General features: G+C 67.5%; 20 protein-coding genes. 14 read left to right on the top strand and 6 right to left on the bottom strand.

What is annotated here, in order from left to right; genetic code table 11:
* Positions 1-18: 18 nt before the first annotated feature.
* Complete coding sequence (locus tag J7346_RS10920; RefSeq protein ID WP_209119962.1) at positions 19-1,776, bottom strand: electron transfer flavoprotein-ubiquinone oxidoreductase; 1,758 nt, start codon at positions 1,774-1,776, stop codon at positions 19-21.
* Positions 1,777-1,901: 125 nt separating this feature from the next.
* On the opposite strand from J7346_RS10920, the gene J7346_RS10925 reads away from it, so the two are divergent.
* Positions 1,902-2,750, top strand: a complete 849-nt coding sequence (locus J7346_RS10925) for a uracil-DNA glycosylase (RefSeq protein ID WP_209119963.1) — start codon at positions 1,902-1,904, stop codon at positions 2,748-2,750.
* Positions 2,751-2,876: 126 nt separating this feature from the next.
* Complete coding sequence (locus J7346_RS10930) at positions 2,877-4,523, top strand: lytic transglycosylase domain-containing protein (protein WP_209119964.1); 1,647 nt, start codon at positions 2,877-2,879, stop codon at positions 4,521-4,523.
* 187 nt (positions 4,524-4,710) lie between these two features.
* Here J7346_RS10930 and J7346_RS10935 read toward each other — a convergent pair whose 3' ends face one another.
* Positions 4,711-5,364, bottom strand: coding sequence for a glutathione S-transferase family protein (locus tag J7346_RS10935; RefSeq protein WP_209119965.1), 654 nt, complete (start codon positions 5,362-5,364; stop codon positions 4,711-4,713).
* A 103-nt stretch (positions 5,365-5,467) separates the two neighbouring features.
* Here J7346_RS10935 and purB point away from each other — a divergent pair, with 103 nt between their 5' ends.
* Positions 5,468-6,769 carry an adenylosuccinate lyase gene (purB, locus tag J7346_RS10940; RefSeq protein WP_209119966.1) on the top strand — a complete coding sequence of 434 codons (1,302 nt, stop codon included), beginning with the start codon at positions 5,468-5,470 and terminating at the stop codon, positions 6,767-6,769.
* Positions 6,770-6,888: 119 nt separating this feature from the next.
* On the top strand, positions 6,889-7,476 hold the full coding sequence (locus tag J7346_RS10945; RefSeq protein WP_209119967.1) for a fasciclin domain-containing protein: 588 nt from the start codon (positions 6,889-6,891) through the stop codon (positions 7,474-7,476).
* A gap of 149 nt (positions 7,477-7,625) precedes the next feature.
* On the opposite strand, the gene J7346_RS10950 is transcribed toward J7346_RS10945, so the two are convergent.
* Positions 7,626-7,949 carry a DUF1476 domain-containing protein gene (locus tag J7346_RS10950; protein WP_209119968.1) on the bottom strand — a complete coding sequence of 108 codons (324 nt, stop codon included), beginning with the start codon at positions 7,947-7,949 and terminating at the stop codon, positions 7,626-7,628.
* Between the two features lie 278 nt (positions 7,950-8,227).
* Between J7346_RS10950 and purC the strand changes: the two genes are divergently transcribed.
* The 3 genes from purC (at position 8,228) to J7346_RS10965 (ending at position 9,761) form a co-directional block, all read left to right on the top strand.
* A complete protein-coding gene (purC, locus tag J7346_RS10955) occupies positions 8,228-8,986 on the top strand; it encodes a phosphoribosylaminoimidazolesuccinocarboxamide synthase (protein ID WP_209119969.1) in 759 nt (252 codons plus the stop codon).
* A complete protein-coding gene (gene purS / locus J7346_RS10960) occupies positions 8,986-9,231 on the top strand; it encodes a phosphoribosylformylglycinamidine synthase subunit PurS (protein ID WP_209119970.1) in 246 nt (81 codons plus the stop codon). The genes purC and purS overlap by 1 nt, the downstream gene beginning before the upstream one ends.
* Before the next feature lie 65 nt (positions 9,232-9,296).
* Positions 9,297-9,761, top strand: coding sequence for a YbhB/YbcL family Raf kinase inhibitor-like protein (locus tag J7346_RS10965; protein ID WP_209119971.1), 465 nt, complete (start codon positions 9,297-9,299; stop codon positions 9,759-9,761).
* Positions 9,762-9,764: 3 nt separating this feature from the next.
* On the opposite strand, the gene J7346_RS10970 is transcribed toward J7346_RS10965, so the two are convergent.
* The 3 genes from J7346_RS10970 to J7346_RS10980 form a co-directional block, all read right to left on the bottom strand.
* A complete protein-coding gene (locus tag J7346_RS10970) occupies positions 9,765-10,115 on the bottom strand; it encodes a hypothetical protein (protein ID WP_209119972.1) in 351 nt (116 codons plus the stop codon).
* Complete coding sequence (locus J7346_RS10975; protein WP_209119973.1) at positions 10,112-10,645, bottom strand: DUF4199 domain-containing protein; 534 nt, start codon at positions 10,643-10,645, stop codon at positions 10,112-10,114. Before J7346_RS10975 ends, J7346_RS10970 begins: the two co-directional genes overlap by 4 nt.
* Positions 10,646-10,737: 92 nt before the next feature.
* Positions 10,738-11,151 carry a LuxR C-terminal-related transcriptional regulator gene (locus J7346_RS10980; protein ID WP_209119974.1) on the bottom strand — a complete coding sequence of 138 codons (414 nt, stop codon included), beginning with the start codon at positions 11,149-11,151 and terminating at the stop codon, positions 10,738-10,740.
* Between the two features lie 130 nt (positions 11,152-11,281).
* Here J7346_RS10980 and J7346_RS10985 point away from each other — a divergent pair, with 130 nt between their 5' ends.
* From J7346_RS10985 to J7346_RS11015, 7 genes are all read left to right on the top strand, one after another.
* Positions 11,282-11,929, top strand: coding sequence for a hypothetical protein (locus tag J7346_RS10985; RefSeq protein WP_209119975.1), 648 nt, complete (start codon positions 11,282-11,284; stop codon positions 11,927-11,929).
* A 33-nt stretch (positions 11,930-11,962) separates the two neighbouring features.
* Positions 11,963-12,625 carry a phosphoribosylformylglycinamidine synthase subunit PurQ gene (gene purQ, locus J7346_RS10990; protein ID WP_209119976.1) on the top strand — a complete coding sequence of 221 codons (663 nt, stop codon included), beginning with the start codon at positions 11,963-11,965 and terminating at the stop codon, positions 12,623-12,625.
* A 46-nt stretch (positions 12,626-12,671) separates the two neighbouring features.
* A complete protein-coding gene (locus J7346_RS10995; protein ID WP_209119977.1) occupies positions 12,672-12,866 on the top strand; it encodes a hypothetical protein in 195 nt (64 codons plus the stop codon).
* 44 nt (positions 12,867-12,910) lie between these two features.
* Entirely contained in the window at positions 12,911-13,720 is an 810-nt protein-coding gene (locus J7346_RS11000; RefSeq protein ID WP_209119978.1) for a hypothetical protein, read from the top strand.
* A gap of 33 nt (positions 13,721-13,753) precedes the next feature.
* The gene (gene purL, locus J7346_RS11005) at positions 13,754-15,967 is read left to right on the top strand and encodes a phosphoribosylformylglycinamidine synthase subunit PurL (RefSeq protein WP_209119979.1); all 2,214 of its coding nucleotides are present in this window, start codon (positions 13,754-13,756) and stop codon (positions 15,965-15,967) included.
* Positions 15,968-16,047: 80 nt separating this feature from the next.
* Entirely contained in the window at positions 16,048-16,365 is a 318-nt protein-coding gene (locus J7346_RS11010) for a hypothetical protein (protein ID WP_209119980.1), read from the top strand.
* Entirely contained in the window at positions 16,362-16,691 is a 330-nt protein-coding gene (locus J7346_RS11015; RefSeq protein ID WP_209119981.1) for a DUF305 domain-containing protein, read from the top strand. Before J7346_RS11010 ends, J7346_RS11015 begins: the two co-directional genes overlap by 4 nt.
* Positions 16,692-16,837 lie beyond the last annotated feature (146 nt).

The following is a 16,837-nucleotide window of genomic DNA, read 5'->3' on the forward strand; positions in this document are numbered from 1 at the left end:
CCTCGCCCCGCGCGAATCCTACATGTTCGGATAGTTGGGTCCGCCGCCGCCCTGCGGGGTCGTCCAGACGATGTTCTGCGACGGATCCTTGATGTCGCAGGTTTTGCAGTGGACGCAGTTCTGGGCGTTGATCTGGAAGCGCGGATTGGACTTGCCGTCCTCGTCGTACAGCACCTCATAGACCCCCGCCGGGCAGTACAGCCGCGCCGGTTCGCCGTACTTGGGCAGGTTGACCTGGATCGGCACCGACGGGTCCAGCAGCTTCAGGTGGGACGGCTGGTCCTCGTCGTGGTTGGTGTTCGAGATGAACACCGAGCTGAGCTTGTCGAAGCTGAGTTTCCCGTCCGGCTTCGGATAGGCGATCGGCTTGTGCCTCGCGGCGGGTTCGGTCGAGGCCGCATCGGTCTTGCCGTGGCTGAGCGTCCCGAACGGCGACCAGCCGCGGAACAGGCTGGTGATCTGCATGTCGATCCCGCCCAGCAGGGTGCCGAGGAACGCGCCGTACTTCGACAGCAGCGGCTTGACGTTCCGCACCAGCTTCAGCTCGCGGGCGATGTCCGAGGCCTCATAGGCGGCCTGATATTCGACCAGTTCGTCGCCGGCGCGCCCGGCCTTCAGCGCCTCATAGGCCGCATCGGCCGCGAGGATGCCCGAGCGGACGGCATTGTGGCTGCCCTTGATGCGCGGCACGTTCACGAACCCGGCCGAACAGCCGATCAGCGCGCCGCCCGGGAAGGCCAGCTTGGGCACCGACTGATAGCCGCCCTCGGTGATGGCGCGGGCGCCATACGAGATGCGCTCGCCGCCTTCCAGATGGTCGGCAATGGCCGGGTGGTGCTTGAAGCGCTGGAACTCGTCGAACGGCGACAGGAACGGGTTCTTGTAGTTCAGGTGCACCACAAAGCCGACCGACACATAACGATCACCGAAGTGGTACAGGAACGAGCCGCCGCCGGTCTTGTCGTCCAGCGGCCAGCCCAGGGTGTGCTGCACCAGACCCGGGCGGTGCTTCTCGGCCGGTACCTGCCACAGCTCCTTGATGCCGATGCCGAATTTCTGCGGCTCGGCGGTGTCGCACAGGTTGTGGCGGGCCATGATCGTCTTGGCCAGCGAGCCGCGCACGCCCTCGCCGATGAAGACATATTTGCCGCGCACCTCGATGCCTGGCTCGAAATCCTCGGTCGGCTTGCCCTCGCGGTCGAGGCCGAACACCCCCGCGACCACGCCGGCGACGCGGCCGGACGGCTCGTCCCAGACCACATGGCTGGCGGCCATGCCGGGATAGACCTCGACGCCCAGCGCCTCGGCCTGCTCGCCCATCCAGCGCGCCAGATTGGCCAGCGAGCCGACGTAGCAGCCGTGGTTCTTCATATAGGCGGGCTGCGGCAGCAGGGTGATGTCCAGCTGACCCTGCGGGCCAAGCACCAGGAACTTGTCCTGGGTGACGGCGGTCTCGAGCGGAGCGCCCTTTTCCTTCCAGTCGGGGAACAGTTCGCTCAGACCCGACGGATCAATGACGGCCCCGGACAGGATGTGCGCGCCGACCTCGGAGCCCTTTTCAAGCACAGCGACCGAGACCTCGCGCCCCTCGGCGGCGGCCTTCTGCTTCAGGCGGATGGCGGCGGCCAGGCCGGCGGGACCGGCTCCGACGATGACCACATCGTATTCCATGGCCTCGCGCTCGGCGCCGGTCAGGGCCTCCACGGCGGGCAGGCGGTCGATGACGGCTTCCTGCCAGGCGTTCTTCGCTCCGCCTTCGGTGGCATCCTCGGCCATGTGGTCGGCTCCCCTTGTCTTGCTTGTCCGAACCGGGTTCGGTCCGTCGTTGATCCCTTATCAGAAGGTGACGTGGGGGTGGTCAAGGCTTACACCCGCATGATCAACCCTGTGATCCGGCCTGTATGAACGCTTCGCCCGCCGCTTCGGATGCCCTGACCGCGCTTCTTGCCTTCTGGCATGAGGCCGGGGTCGAGGATTGCTACGAGGCTGCGCCCGTCGATCGCACGCGCGAGACGGCCCCGCCGCCCCGGGCCCCACGCCCCGCATCCGCTCCACCGCAAACGACGGGCACGGTCACGCCGCTTCGCCCGGCACCGTCAAGCATGGGCGCGACCGAAGCCCTGGCCGATGCCGTGGCCCGGGCGCGCGCCGCGGCCCGCACCGCCGACTCGCTGGAATCCCTGACCGATGCGATTCGGGCCTTTGACGGCTGCCCCCTCAGCGGCATGGGCGCCCGACAGGCTGTGGTCTGGCGCGGCGAGGCCACAGCCCCGGTCATGATCGTCGGCGAGGGGCCGGGGGCCGAGGAAGACGCCCGGGGCCTGCCCTTCGTCGGCAAGGCCGGGCAGCTGCTGGACCGCATGCTGAAGGCGGCGGGTCTGGACGGCCGGGTGATGATCACCAACACCGTTTTCTGGCGCCCGCCCGGCAACCGCACCCCGGCCGCGGACGAACAGGCGGTGTGCGCGCCCTTCGTCGCCCGCGCCCTTGAACTGGTGAAGCCGAAACTGGTCCTGACCGTCGGCGCGGCCGCCGCGCGCGCTGTGCTGCACACCACCGAGGGCATCACCCGCCTGCGCGGGAAGTGGGGTGAATGGCATCTGGCTGAAGGCGGCGTCTCGGCCCCGGTCATGCCCACCCTCCATCCCGCCTTCCTGCTGCGCCAGCCCCAGGCCAAGGCCATGGTCTGGGCTGATCTGCTGGAGCTGGCCGTGCGACTGGACGGCGACGACTCAAAATCGCCCCATTGAGGCGACAGCTATGCGCGCTTCGGGGCGCCGGGCGCAGGCTGGCATCCGCCTTGCGCGTGCCCCCTCATCCGGCGGTGCGCTGACCGGATACGGGACAGACGGCGCAGAGTGATCCAGAGGGGCGGCATGATCCGACGGCTTTCAGACCTTGCGGCGCGTGGGCTCTTCGCGGCCCTGCTGGCAGTGCTGATCACGACGGGCCTGACGACCCCGGCCTCGGCCCAGGTGCGGGTGCTCAGCAGCTCTGACCGCCTCAGCTACACCAATGCCTATGACGCACTGCGGCGCGGCGACCTCGAGGCCGCGCGCGCCTCGGCCCGGCAGGCCGACGACCATGTGCTGCTGGGCCAGGTCGAGTTCGAGCGCCTGTTTCACCCCGACTATGTGTCCAGCTTTGAGGAGCTGAGCGCCTGGCTGGAAGACTATGCCGACCTGCCCGAAGCGCCCCGCGTCTATGCCCTGGCCCTGCGCCGGCGGCCGGACGGCGCGCCCGAACCGCGTCGCCCCCGTCGCGTCGACGGTCGCACCTGGGAGAGCCTGACCGAGGCCGAGGGCGCCAAAGCCGCCCGCATCGCTTTCAACGACAATGACCTGGACCGGGCCCAGGCGACCGGGGTCGCGATCGGCGACTGGTGGGTCGTCGGCCTCTCGGCTTGGCGGCTGGGCGATTTCGCCACTTCCTTCACTGCCTTCGAGCGCGTGGCCTGGGACCCGACCGAGGATGCCTGGGTCCGGGCCGGGGCGGCCTTCTGGGCCGCACGCGCGGCCGCCTGGTCGGGCCAGCAGGATCAGATCGACACCCTGCTTCGCCTGTCCGCCTCCTGGCCGGCGACCTTCTATGGCCAGATCGCCCTCTACCAACTCGACATCGAGCCGACCCTGCGCAACTGGGGTCCCCAGCCGTATGGCGTCGTCGAGGATGACGGCCTGCGCGCCATCGCCTTCACGCCCGACATCCGCATCGACGATGACACCCTGATCGCCTTTATCGAGCGCGAGCCCCAGGCCCGCCGCGTGGTCGCCCTGATCGAGCTCGGACGGCTGGACGAGGCCCGCGACCAGTTCCGCAGCGGCTTCCGCTCGGCGCCGGGCGAAGAGGACCGCAAGCTCTGGTCCGCGCTGGGCCGCGCCTTTGCCCGCCCCCTCACCCCGCGCAATCGCGAGGCCGAGATGATCGACGCCGCGCGCTATCCGATCCCGGAGCTGCTGCCCGAGGGCGGCTTCACCATCGAGCCGTCGCTGGTCTACGCCATTGCGCGCAAGGAGACCGGCTTCAATCCGCGCGTCCGCTCCTCTGCCGGAGCCTATGGCCTGATGCAGGTCATGCCGACCACCGCCGCCGAGCTGAGTGGCGATCGCGGCTTCATCTCGGATCCCGAGCGGCTGTTCCAGCCCGAGGTCAATATGCGCCTCGGCCAGGGCTATGTGCTGAAAATGCTGCGTCTGTCGGCCTTCAACGGCGACGTCTTGCGCACGGTGGCGTCCTACAATGCCGGACCCGGGCCGATGCTGGGTGCACTGCGCAAGCTGGGGCCCGAGGCCGATCCCCTGCTGCTGATCGAGACGATCGATGTGCCCCAGGCACGGGACTATGTCGAAAAGGTCGTCGCCGCCTACTGGATCTACCAGCGCATGCAGGGACGCCCGTTGAACACGCTCAAGGCCGTGGCCTCGGGCGAGACGGCGATTTCGCTGTATCTGGACTATGTGCCGCCGCCACCGGCGCCGGAAGCGCCCGCGGCCGAACCGAAATCAGAGCAGGCTGCTGAGTAGCAGGGCGCACAGGCTGCACGCCACGACGATGCTCACCAGAACGCTTACCCAGCCCGGCTGGGCGGCGGTAGCGGGTCCGGGGACGAGGGGCGAGGACATCGGGGGCTCGAGGGGCTAGGGGGCAGTGTTCGAAATGAACGCCGACCACCCTGCACATGTTCCCCTAAAAAGCGGTGTTCGGTGACGGTTAACCGATCTCTGCCAGCCCGGCCGCACTCCACTCCAGAAAGTCAGGCTGGGCCAGCAGCGCCCGGCAATAATCCGCCGCCGTGCCGTCGTCGCCATGGGCCGTCAGATCGATGCGGAAATGGCGGAACCGCGCCGCCACCGGGGTGAAGAAGGCGTCGGCCACGGACCATTCTCCGAACAGGTAAGGCCCGCCCTCGCCGAACCGGCCCTTGGCGTCCTTCCACATCGCGACCATCCGCCGGATGTCGGCGGAGAGGGCGTCGGACGGCGCATGCGCCTCGCCCGGCTCGCCGACCATCGGATGATCCGGCCCCATGCCCAGATCATTGCGGAGTGTGCCAAAGGCCGAATGCATCTCGCAAACCACCGACCGCGCCACCCAGCGGGCATGGTCATCCGCGGGCCACAGGGCGGCGTCGGGATAGCATTCTTCGGCCCACAGGGCGATGGCCAGACTGTCCCAGATGGTGACGCCCTCCACCTCCAGCGCCGGCACCTTCCCCGCCGGGGCGTGGCGAGCGATCTGCTCGGCCGTGTCGGCCTCGTTCAGGCCGATCATCACCTCGTCAAAGGTCGCCCCGCACCGCTTCAGGATCAGCCACGGCCGGAGCGACCAGGTAGAATAGGCCTTGTTGCCGAGAATCAGCTTCATCACGGGGCTCCCTTGCTCGACGCTTCCATGAACGGCGCTCGCCCGGCCTGCAAGCCCGGCCCTGCCCTTGACTCCCCCGGCCCGGCGACCGAAACGCCAGCCCATGATCACGCGCTATTCCCGCCCCGTCGCCGCCGACCTCTGGTCCCAGGAAACCAAGTACCGGATCTGGTTCGAGATCGAGGCCCATGCCGCGACGAAGATGGCCGAGCTGGGCACCATCCCGGCCAGCGCCGCCGAGGCCATCTGGTCGAAGGGCAAGGACGCGACCTTCGATGCCGACCGCATCGACGAGATCGAGCGCACGACCAAGCATGACGTCATCGCCTTCCTGACCCACGTCGCCGAGATCGTCGGCGAGGAGGCCCGCTTCCTGCACCAGGGTATGACCTCGTCGGATGTGCTGGACACCTGTTTCTCGGTGCAGCTGGCGCGCTCCGCCGATCTGCTGATCGAGGGCGTCGACCGGGTGCTGGTGGCGCTGGAGACCCGGGCGAAGGAGCACAAGTTCACGCCCTGCGTCGGCCGCAGCCACGGCATCCATGCCGAGCCCGTCACCTTCGGCCTCAAGCTGGCCGGCTATCACGCCGAGTTCCAGCGGGCGAAGCGGCGCCTGATCACGGCCAAGGAAGAGATCGCCACCTGCGCCATCTCGGGCGCCGTCGGCACCTTCGCCAATGTCGATCCCCGCGTGGAAGCCTATGTCGCCGAACAGATGGGCCTGTCGGTCGAGCCGGTCTCGACCCAGGTCATCCCGCGGGATCGTCACGCCGCCTTCTTTGCCGCCCTGGGCGTGGTTGCCTCGTCGGTCGAGCGGCTGGCCGTCGAGATCCGCCACCTGCAGCGCACCGAGGTGCTCGAGGCCGAGGAGTTCTTCGACAAGGGGCAAAAGGGCTCGTCGGCCATGCCGCACAAGCGCAACCCCATCCTGACCGAGAACCTGACCGGTCTGGCCCGGCTGGTCCGCTCGGCGGTGACGCCGGCGATGGAAAACGTCGCCCTCTGGCACGAGCGCGACATCAGCCATTCGTCGGTCGAGCGCGGCATCGGCCCCGACGCCACCATCCACCTCGACTTTGCCCTGCACCGGCTGGCCGGCGTGGTCGAGCGGCTGAACGTCTATCCCGCCAATATGGAAAAGAACCTCGACCGGCTGGGCGGACTGGTCCACTCGCAGCGCGTCATGCTGGCCCTCACCCAGGCGGGCGTCAGCCGCGAGGACGCCTATGCCGCGGTTCAGGAGAACGCCATGAAGGTCTGGCGTGGCGAGGGCCGGTTTCTCGACTTCCTGAAGGCCGACGAGCGGGTCGTCCTGTCCGAGGCCGAGCTCGAGGCCCTGTTCGATATCGGCTATCATACCAGGCACGTGGACACGATCTTCGCCCGGGTGTTCGGCGAGGGCTGACCGAATGACTCGCGAGGCGGGTGTGCGGTCGTGTCGCGCCCCCTCGATGCATCCTTATAGCCGCTGATCAGTATCTGTTGGAGTGCCGCATCAAGCGGCTCGCCTCAGGAGAAGCGACCATGAAATTTACCCGTACCCGCACGCTGACTGCCGTATCCGCCGTGGCCCTGCTCGGCCTTGCCGCCTGCAACAGCGAGCCGGCCACGCCCGAGACCGACGCCATGGAGCCCGCTGCGACGGATATGACGACGCCGGCGGCCGACGGCACGATCGTGACCGTCGCCCAGGGCAACTCTGATTTCTCCACCCTCGTCAGCGCCGTTCAAGCCGCGGATCTGGTGGAAACGCTGAACGGCCCGGGCCCCTTCACCGTCTTTGCGCCGACCAACGCCGCCTTCGACAAGATTCCCGCCGAGACGCGCACCAGCCTGATGGAGCCCGCCCAGAAGGAAGACCTGTCCGGCATCCTGACCTATCACGTGGTGCCCGGCCGGGTTGATGCTGCGGCCCTGACCCAGCAGATCGAACAGGGCGGCGGTTCGGCCACCCTGACCACCGTCCAGGGCGGCACGCTGACGGCAACCGTCGTTGACGGCACGGTCACCCTGACCGACGCAGCCGGCAACACCTCGAAGGTCGTCATGACCGACGTCGCGGCCTCGAACGGCGTGATCCACGCCATCGACACCGTGGTGATGCCGAACTGATCCCACGCGATTCGCTTCCGCGCAGCCCTCATCCTTCCTCGCGCGGAAGCGGACGGCGCGGAGCCCGGGCTGATACCGCGGGCTCCCCGCACGGAAATGGCCACGTCCTAGCGGGCGTGGCCATTGTCATGTCCGGGATGTGAGGGCGATCAGCTCTCGGTGCGGATCTGCTCGCGCGCCACCGAGGCCAGCTCGTCCATCTTGCTGCGGATTTCGCCTTCCGACACCGTCAGGCCCGCGCCCTTGAAGTCGCCGGCGATCTTGCGGAACACGTCTTCTTCGCCCGGCTGTTCAAAGTCGGCGCGGACGACGGCGGCGGCGTATTGCTCTGCGCTCTCGGCCGACAGGCCCATCTTGTCCGCAGCCCACAGGCCCAGCAGCTTGTTGCGCCGGGCGACGGCCTTGAACTCCTGCTGTTGATCGAGGGCGAACTTGGACTCGAACCCTTTTTCCCGATCGTCGAAGGTGGTCATAGGCGTCAACTGCTCCTGTCGCGCGCCCGTGATGGCGCGCAGGGCGGTCTATACCCCGCCCGCGACCGAACGCAACAAAAGTCGTTGTCGCATGCCCCGACAGGGGCCCCGCCCGTTTGTCACCCGGCCCGGCTTCCGCTAAGGAGGGCCGCAACCTCTTCCCCTCAACGGCCCGGTCCTGCCTTTCTCCGCATGCCCCGGAAATCTCCGCGGCCCGAACGGCAATTCCAGCCCGCGAGTCCCTTCGTCCCGCCGGTGAGCCGGCCTTCGGAATGCACATGAACGCCAAGCGCAAGAAGCTCTATGAGGGCAAGGCCAAGATTCTCTACGAAGGCCCCGAGCCCGGCACCCTGATCCAGTACTTCAAGGACGACGCCACGGCCTTCAACGGCGAGAAGAAGGCCCAGCTTGAGGGCAAGGGCGTTCTCAACAACCGCATCAGCGAATTCGTCATGTCGCGCCTGAACGGCATTGGCGTGACCAACCACTTCATCAAGCGACTGAACCTGCGCGAGCAGCTGATCCGCGAGGTCGAGATCGTGCCGCTCGAGGTGGTGTGCCGCAACATCGTGGCCGGTTCGATGAGCCAGCGCCTCGGCATCGAGGAGGGCACCCCCCTGCCCCGCTCGATCATCGAATTCTACTACAAGAAGGATGAGCTCAACGACCCCATGGTCACCGAAGAGCACATCACCGCCTTCAACTGGGCCACGACCCAGGAGCTGGACGACATCCTCGCCATGACGGTCCGCGTGAACGACTATCTGTCGGGCATGTTCGGCGCGGTCGGCATCACCCTGGTCGACTTCAAGATCGAGTTCGGCCGCATCTGGGAAAACGACTTCAGCCGCATCATCCTGGCCGACGAGATCAGCCCCGACAGCTGCCGCCTGTGGGACACCTCGACCGGCGAGAAGCTGGACAAGGACCGCTTCCGCCGCGACCTGGGCAATGTGATCGAGAGCTACACCGAGGTGGCCCGCCGCCTCGGCATCATGAAGGATATGCCGACCGTGATTCAGGGGGGACTGCACTGATGGCCAAGGTGAAGGTTCATGTGTTCCTGAAGCCCGGCGTGCTGGACGTGCAGGGCAAGGCCGTCGAAGGCGCCCTGAACGGCCTGGGCTGGACCGGCGTCAGCGAGGCCCGCGTCGGCAAGCTGATCCAGTTCGACTACGCCGGCCCGGAAGACGACTCTGGCGTCGAGGCCGAGGTCAAGAAGATGTGCGACACCCTGCTCGCCAACACCGTCATCGAGAGCTACCGTATCGAGGTGGAATAGGCGTCCGGGAACCTCGACGGCGGCGCATCATTGCCTAGGCAACGCCACACAAGAGGGAACGCGCCATGACCTTTACCCTGACCTCAAACGATCTCACCGACGGGGGCGTGCTGCCGGATGCCCAGGTGCAGGCGAAGGGGAACATTTCCCCCCACCTAAAGTGGTCCGGGGCCCCCGAGGGCACGAAATCCTACGCCATCACCGTCTTCGATCCCGATGCCCCGACCGGCTCGGGATTCTGGCACTGGACGGTCGCCAACATCCCCGCAGATGTGACCGAGATCGCGGCCGGCGGTCCCCTGCCCTCCGGGGCGGTCGAGGGCCGCACCGATTTCGGTGAGCCGGGCTATGGCGGCGCCGCCCCGCCTCCCGGCCACGGCCCGCACCGCTACATCTTCACCGTCTTCGCCGTCGACACGGACCGTCTGGAGGTCTCGCCCGAGGACTCCGGCGCCAAATACGGCTTCAACCTGCATTTCCACACACTCGCCAGGGCGGCGATCACGGCCACCTACGAGAACGTTGGCTGAGGTTCAGGCGCCGTCCACGGCGGCCCTGACCCGCGCGGTCAGGACCTCCAGTTCGTCGAGCACGGCAGGCTCAAGGGCCTTGAAGTTGAAGCAAGTCTTGCCCTGCCGCCGACTTTCCAGTTCGTCCGAGAGGGCCCCGGCCAGCGCTGGATGATCGTAGAGAGGCGGCAGGTGGAAGGCGACATAGCTCTTGCGCGCCGTCACCGTGCCGAACCAGCCGGGTTGCCCCTTCGCATCCGGCTGGCGCGTCCGCACCACCAGATCGCCCGGATGGTCCCGCGTGACGTCCAGGCCATCGGAGTGATGCAGCATCAGCGCCCGCAACGCCTCGAACACAGCCTCCCCCTCACTCATGCCCGCGCCCTCGCCGGCAGGAAGCGACTGTTGCGCAGCAGGATGGCGCTGACGATCGAGACCAGCAGGCCTACCGGGAAAATCTCTGCAAAGGTCATCGGCAGGCGATACAGCGGCGACTGATAGGCCACGGCCATCTCGCGATAGCTGGCCTCCAGCTGGCGATAGGCCTCACCCGACAGGCCCTCGGCCCGGCGCGCTTCCAGCGTCGCGGTGATGTACTGGTCCATAAAGGCATAGTTGGTCGCAGCCAGATAGATCTCCCACACCAGCACATAGGCCAGCGAGGCCATCAGGGCGATGGCCAGACCCACGCCCAGCGCCGGCAGGAAGCGGACGACCCCGCCGCGCTCGCGGTCGCGATAGCGCTTCACCCCCATGAACACCGCCGACATGCCCAGCAGCATGATCAGATAGCCCAGCCAGACATTGCCGTGCGGCTGGTCGCCCGCAAGCGCGACCGTGCCGATGATTCCGGCAATGATGATCAGGCCGGCAACCAGCCCGTAGATGAAGATGATGCGCGCCATGACGGCCTCCCCGCTGATGTGAGGCCCGACCCTGCGCCGGGATCGGGCCCCCGCCTATCACCCGAACGGGTGAATTCGACCGCTTCACCCGCTCAGGGGATCAGGCCGAGGTCGCGCGCCCGTCCTACCGCCTCGGTCCGGGTGCCCGCCTCCAGCTTGGCGAACAGATGGGCCAGATGGGTCTTCACCGTATTGGGCGACAGGCCCAGCGCGCGGGCAATGTCCTTGTTCGCGCCCCCCGCTGCCAGCGCCGTCAGCACCCGCATTTCCTGACCGGTCAGCCCCAGGGACTGGACGGCGGCCGTGTTCAGCACGAAGCGCGGCCCGTGCCGTCGGGTCGCCAGCCACCACCCGCACCACAGCCCGCCCAAGGCAAAGGCTGCGGCGACCACCGCGACGTGGATTTCCGGCGCGATCACGCGGGTCGCCTTCTGGATTTCCAGCCAGGTGAGGAGAAAGGCGCCGCCGGCCAGAACCAGCGCTGCAGTGGCGATCGTACGGATCATGGCGCCATGATGCGCGCGCCGCCCCGGCGGTCAATCCATCGGCCCTGCCACACACCCAATGTCAGATACCGTACACTGGCGTTTCGATGGGCGACTGCTACGCTTCCTTCATCAGGAAAAGGGGACCGACATGGAGCGATCGCGCCACAAGGGCACAACTGTATTCATCGTGGGGGCCCTGCTGGCCCTCGGCGCCTGCGGGCGCGAGCCCCCTGCTCCGGTCGATCCCAACACCAAGGCGGCGGTCAACTTTGCCAGCCAGTTCGCCCTTCTGTGTCCGACCGCCGGCTTCACATGGGAGGCGTTCGACGAAGCCGCGAAAGCCCTGGGCGCCACCCCGGACGACGGCGAACCTCGCCGCCCGCATGGTGTGCGCGACAGCGAGATCGTCCGCGAACAGTGGGTGGCGCTCAACCATCTCGGCCGCCGCACCACCGCATGGATCGGCGAGCTGGGGCCCGGCACGCGCTACGTCTATGGCGTCGCCGGTGTCGACCACACATCCGGACTGGTCTGTGCCGTGCACGACCCTGGCATAAGCCGCTCCGAAGCCCTTGCCCTGACGCACGGCTGGGAAGGTGGTACGACCACCGGGGCCGAGAAGACCGGCCCGAACCCCGAGGATTTCATCGTGCGCGCCAGGACCTGGGTGAACACGACGCGAGGCAGCCCCTTCTATCAGGATGTCGAGATGTACACCTATGCCGAGAAGGACAACGACGGGGCCATTCTGATCCGGCATCGCTACAACTACGGCGATGCGTCGCCGGCGTCCTGACAAGCGCCTCGAACCCTGCTAATGGCCCGCGCCATGAGCGCAGCCGTCATCGTCTTTCCCGGGTCCAACTGTGATCGTGACTGCAAGGTCGCCGTCGAGCGATCGACCGGCGCGCGCGTCGAGATGGTCTGGCACGGTGAGACCGAACTGCCTTCGGGCCTCGACCTGATCATCCTGCCGGGCGGCTTTTCGTATGGCGACTATCTGCGCTGCGGGGCCATGGCAGTGCAGTCGCCGATCATGCAGGCGGTCAAGAAGGCGGCCGATGACGGCGTGGCGGTGCTGGGCATCTGCAACGGCTTCCAGATCCTGTGCGAGGCCGGCATGCTGCCCGGTGCCCTACTCAGGAACGCCGGGCTGAAATACGTCTGCAAGCCGATCTCGCTGCAGGTCGCCAACCCGAACACCCGCTTCACGGCCGGCTATCAGGACCAGTCCGAGGTCATCATGACCCAGGGCAATGGCGACGGGAATTTCTTCGCCGATGCCGAGACGCTGGCGCGCATCGAGGGCGAGGGCCAGGTGGTGTTCCGCTACGTCGACAACCCGAACGGCTCGGTGAACGCCATCGCCGGCATCCAGAATGCGCGCGGCAATGTGCTGGGCATGATGCCCCACCCCGACCGCGCCTTCGAGGCCGAACTTGGCTCTGCCGACGGCGCCACCCTGTTCCGCAGCATCATGGACGCGGCCTGAGAAGCCTTCTAGATTCCCGAAGATTCGTCTTGGGGAAGTGTCGACCATGAAGGCTGCCTCCGTGATTCTGGGCCTGGCGGTGCTGGGGCTTTCAGCCTGTGCAACCACGCCAACAGACTCCCCCTACTGCGAGAGCCTCGCCACGGACGCCTTCTTCGGCTCCCCCGCAGAAGAAGCGGAGGCGATCCGTCTGGCCAAGGCTGCCAATTGCCCATGGGCCCGCGATCGTCAGGTCGGCTAGCGGTTATCCTTTGAACCTTTGCCGTTCCGGTGCGTAATGCCGTCATGCAAACGCCCAACTCGGTCTCCACCAGCCTCATCCGCCGCCTGATCCTGCTTTCGGCGGTGATCTTTGCCATCGCCATCGGCTATTCCCAGACCGCCATCGGCTGGGGTCAAAGCCCGGCCGAGTTCTCGGCCGACAGTGACGAGACGCTGAAGGTCGCCAGCTATGCCTTCGCCATATGGGGCCTGATCTATCTGGGCCTGTTCGCGCATGCGGTGTTCCAGCTGCTGCCACAGGGGCGTGACCGGCCCCTGACCGAGGCCCTGGGCTGGCCGGCCGTCGGCGCCCTGCTGGGCATCGGCTGGTGGGTCATGGCGGCGGCGCTGGATGCCGAGACCACCACCATCGTGCTGATCTTCGCCTCCCTGCTGGTGATCCTGATCCCGCTGCTGCTCAAGGCGCGCCAGATCCGGGCGCTGAAGCCGAAGGATCCCGAGCTGTGGCTGACCGCCTGGCCGCTGATGCTGCTGGCCGGCTGGCTGACGGTTGCCGCGCCGGTCAATCTGATCACCGTGCTGACCGGCAACGAGGCCCTGCCCGAGGTCCTGCCGCCGACTTCCTGGGCCATTCTGGCGGTGGGTGTGGTGTCCCTGACCGCGCTGATGGTCACCGCCCGCCTGCGCCAGATCGCCTATGCCCTGCCCATCGCCTGGGGTCTGCTGGCCGTGTTCGTGGCCGAGCAACCGCGCAACACCCTGCTCGCCTATGTAGCCCTGGCCGCCGGCGTCGCCGTTCTGGTCGGCGCCATCATCCTCAGCTTCCGGCTGCAGCCCGTCAGAAATACGCAGCCAGCCGATCCGCAAGGCTGACTTTGGCGAGGAACATCGCTAGAAGCGCCAGCCATGAGCGCTCCCAAGTCCATGGCCGAACTGGCCGCCGAATACGGCCTGTCTCCCGCTGAATATCAGGTCGTCCTCGACCGTCTGGGGCGAGAGCCCAATGACGTCGAACTGGGCGTCTTCTCGGTCATGTGGTCCGAGCACTGCTCCTACAAGTCGTCGAAGATTCACCTCGGCAAATTCCCGACCAAGGGGCCTCGCGTCATCTGTGGTCCGGGCGAGAACGCCGGCGTGATCGACATCGACGACGGCGACGCCTGCATCTTCAAGATGGAGAGCCACAACCACCCCAGCTTCATCGAGCCCTATCAGGGCGCGGCGACGGGCGTAGGCGGCATCATGCGCGACGTCTTCACCATGGGCGCCCGGCCCGTGGCCCTGCTGAACGCCCTCCGTTTCGGCGATGTGAACCATGAGAAGACCCGCCGCCTGGTATCGGGCGTGGTGTCGGGCATCGGTGGCTACGGCAATTGCGTCGGCGTGCCGACCGTGGCGGGCGAGACCAATTTCCACCGGGGCTACAACGGCAACATCCTGGTCAACGCCATGTGCGTGGGCCTGGCGAAGGCCGACAGCATCTTCTACTCCGCCGCCCCCGGGCCGGGCCTGTCGGTCGTCTATTTCGGCTCCAAGACCGGCCGCGACGGCATCCACGGCGCGACCATGGCCTCGGCCGAGTTCGACGAGGACTCGGATGAGAAGCGCCCCACCGTTCAGGTCGGCGACCCCTTTGCCGAAAAGCTGCTGATCGAGGCGACGCTCGAGCTGATGGCCTCGGGCGCCGTGGCCGCCATCCAGGACATGGGTGCCGCAGGCCTGACCTCCTCCTCGGTCGAGATGGCCGGCAAGGGCGGCGTGGGTATCGAGCTGGACATGGACGCCGTGCCCCAGCGCGAAGAGGGCATGACCGCCTATGAGATGATGCTCTCCGAAAGCCAGGAGCGCATGCTGGCCGTCCTCAAGCCCGGCCGCGAGGAAGACGGTTATCGGATCTTCAAAAAGTGGGGCCTCGACGCCGCCGTCATCGGTCGCACGACCGACACCGGCCGGCTGGTGCTGAACCACAAGGGCCAGGTCGTCTGCGACGTGCCGCTGGCCCCGCTGTTCGACGACGCGCCCCTCTATGACCGGCCCTGGGTCCAGCCCGCGCTGCACCCCCGCATCGATCCCAAGGATGTGCCCGCCCCCGACAGCTGGGCCGACGCCGTGCTGAACGTGGTCTGCTGCCCCGACATGGCCTCCAAGCGCTGGCTGTGGGAGCAGTACGACCGTCACGTCATGGCCGACACCCTGCACGACTCGGCCACCGGCGCCGACGCCGGTGTGGTCCGCGTGCACGGCACGGACAAGGGGCTGGCGGTGACCAGCGACTGCACTCCCCGCTACGTCCAGAACGATCCCTACGAAGGCGGCAAACAGTGCGTGGCCGAGGCCTGGCGCAACCTGACCGCTGTCGGCAGCCGCCCGATCGCCATCACCGACAACCTGAATTTCGGCAATCCGCAGCGGCCCGAGATCATGGGCCAGATCGTGCGCGCCATCGACGGCATGGCCGAGGCCTGCCGCGAGCTGAACTTCCCCGTCGTGTCGGGCAATGTCAGCCTCTACAACGAGACCAATGGCACAGCCATTCCGCCGACCCCGACCGTCGGCGCCGTCGGCCTGCTGCCCAACTATGATGTCGTGACGGGCTTTGGCGGCATGACCGAGGGCGAAACCCTGGTCCTCATCGGCGAGACGCGCGGCGAGCTGGGCGCTTCCCTGTATCTGCGCGAAGTGCTGGGCCGCGAGGACGGCGCCCCGCCGCCCGTCGATCTGGCCCTGGAGAAGAAGACCGGCGACTTCGTTCGCGATCGCATCGAGGCCGGCGAGCTGACCTGCGTCCACGACCTCAGCGACGGGGGCCTGATCGGGGCGGCGGCCGACATGGCGCTGGCCAGCGATTGCGGCGTCGAGCTGGACGCCACCTCGCCCGAGCATGCCCACGTCCTGCTGTTTGCCGAGGACCAGGCCCGCTATCTGGTCGCTGTGTCCGATCCGTCGACCCTGATCGAGAAGGCCCAGGCCGCCGGCCTGCATGCCTCGGTCGTCGGTACGGCCAAGGGCAAGGACTTCGCCTCCGGAGCACCGGGGGCCGACCTGTTCCGCATCCCCCTCGATCACCTGCGCGAGATGCACGAGGGCTGGATGCCCAACTGGATCGAAGGCCGCGCCTGATGCGGGCCCTCGTCGCGCTCTGTCTGCTGGTGGGGGCCTGCGCCTCCGCGCCTCCCCCCGCCGACACGAGCGGGGAGACGATGGTGATCCTCAAGCACGGCTGCGACGTGACGGTGAGTTTCGGCAGCTACGGCATGGGCGTGGATCAGGAGCTGAAGGCCCGCGTCCTTGCCTTCGTTGAGGACGGTTCCGACGCGGCGGCCTGGCCGGAGGACACCTGGGGGCGCGAGGGGGAATCCTCCCTCTGCATCCTGACCGACACCGTTGCCGCCACCAACCGCCTCTACGACGGGATTGTCGCCCTCATCCCGCCCTACAGCACTCGTGCGCCCACCATGGTCACCCACATCGACGGGCGCACCCATGCCTCGCGCATGCCGCCGGAAAGCGGACAATGATCCGCTCTGTGGTCCTCGCCGCCCTCGCCCTGACCCTCACCGCCTGCGACGGCGGTGGTGACCCGGTCCAGCAGGCCCTGCGCGATGCCTCGGCCGAGCGCCAGGCGGCGCTGGTCAAGGACGGTGAGGTCTCGGGACCGGTCGCGGCCCCTGACGAAGACACGGCCCGCGTACAGAAGATGATCGCCGGCCATGAGGCGGCCCTGATCGACGCTCGCGCGGCCCTCGACTCCCCCGATCCCGAGGTCCGCCGTCTGGCGGAGCAGGCCATCGAGAGCCACACCACCCAGCTCGCCGACCTGCGCGCCTGGCAGGCGGGGCGGTAGCTCGCAACTTCGTCATCCTCCGGCTTGATCGGAGGATCGGTCCGGGCAGGCGGGCAACTGTTGCGGGCGACACCGATCCTCGGGTCGAGCCCGAGGATGACGTGGGTTCAAGCGGCACGGATATGAAACCCGCCCGCCGATTCCCC

It is taken from the genome of Brevundimonas sp. A19_0 (assembly GCF_017744255.1).
Lineage (GTDB): Bacteria > Pseudomonadota > Alphaproteobacteria > Caulobacterales > Caulobacteraceae > Brevundimonas.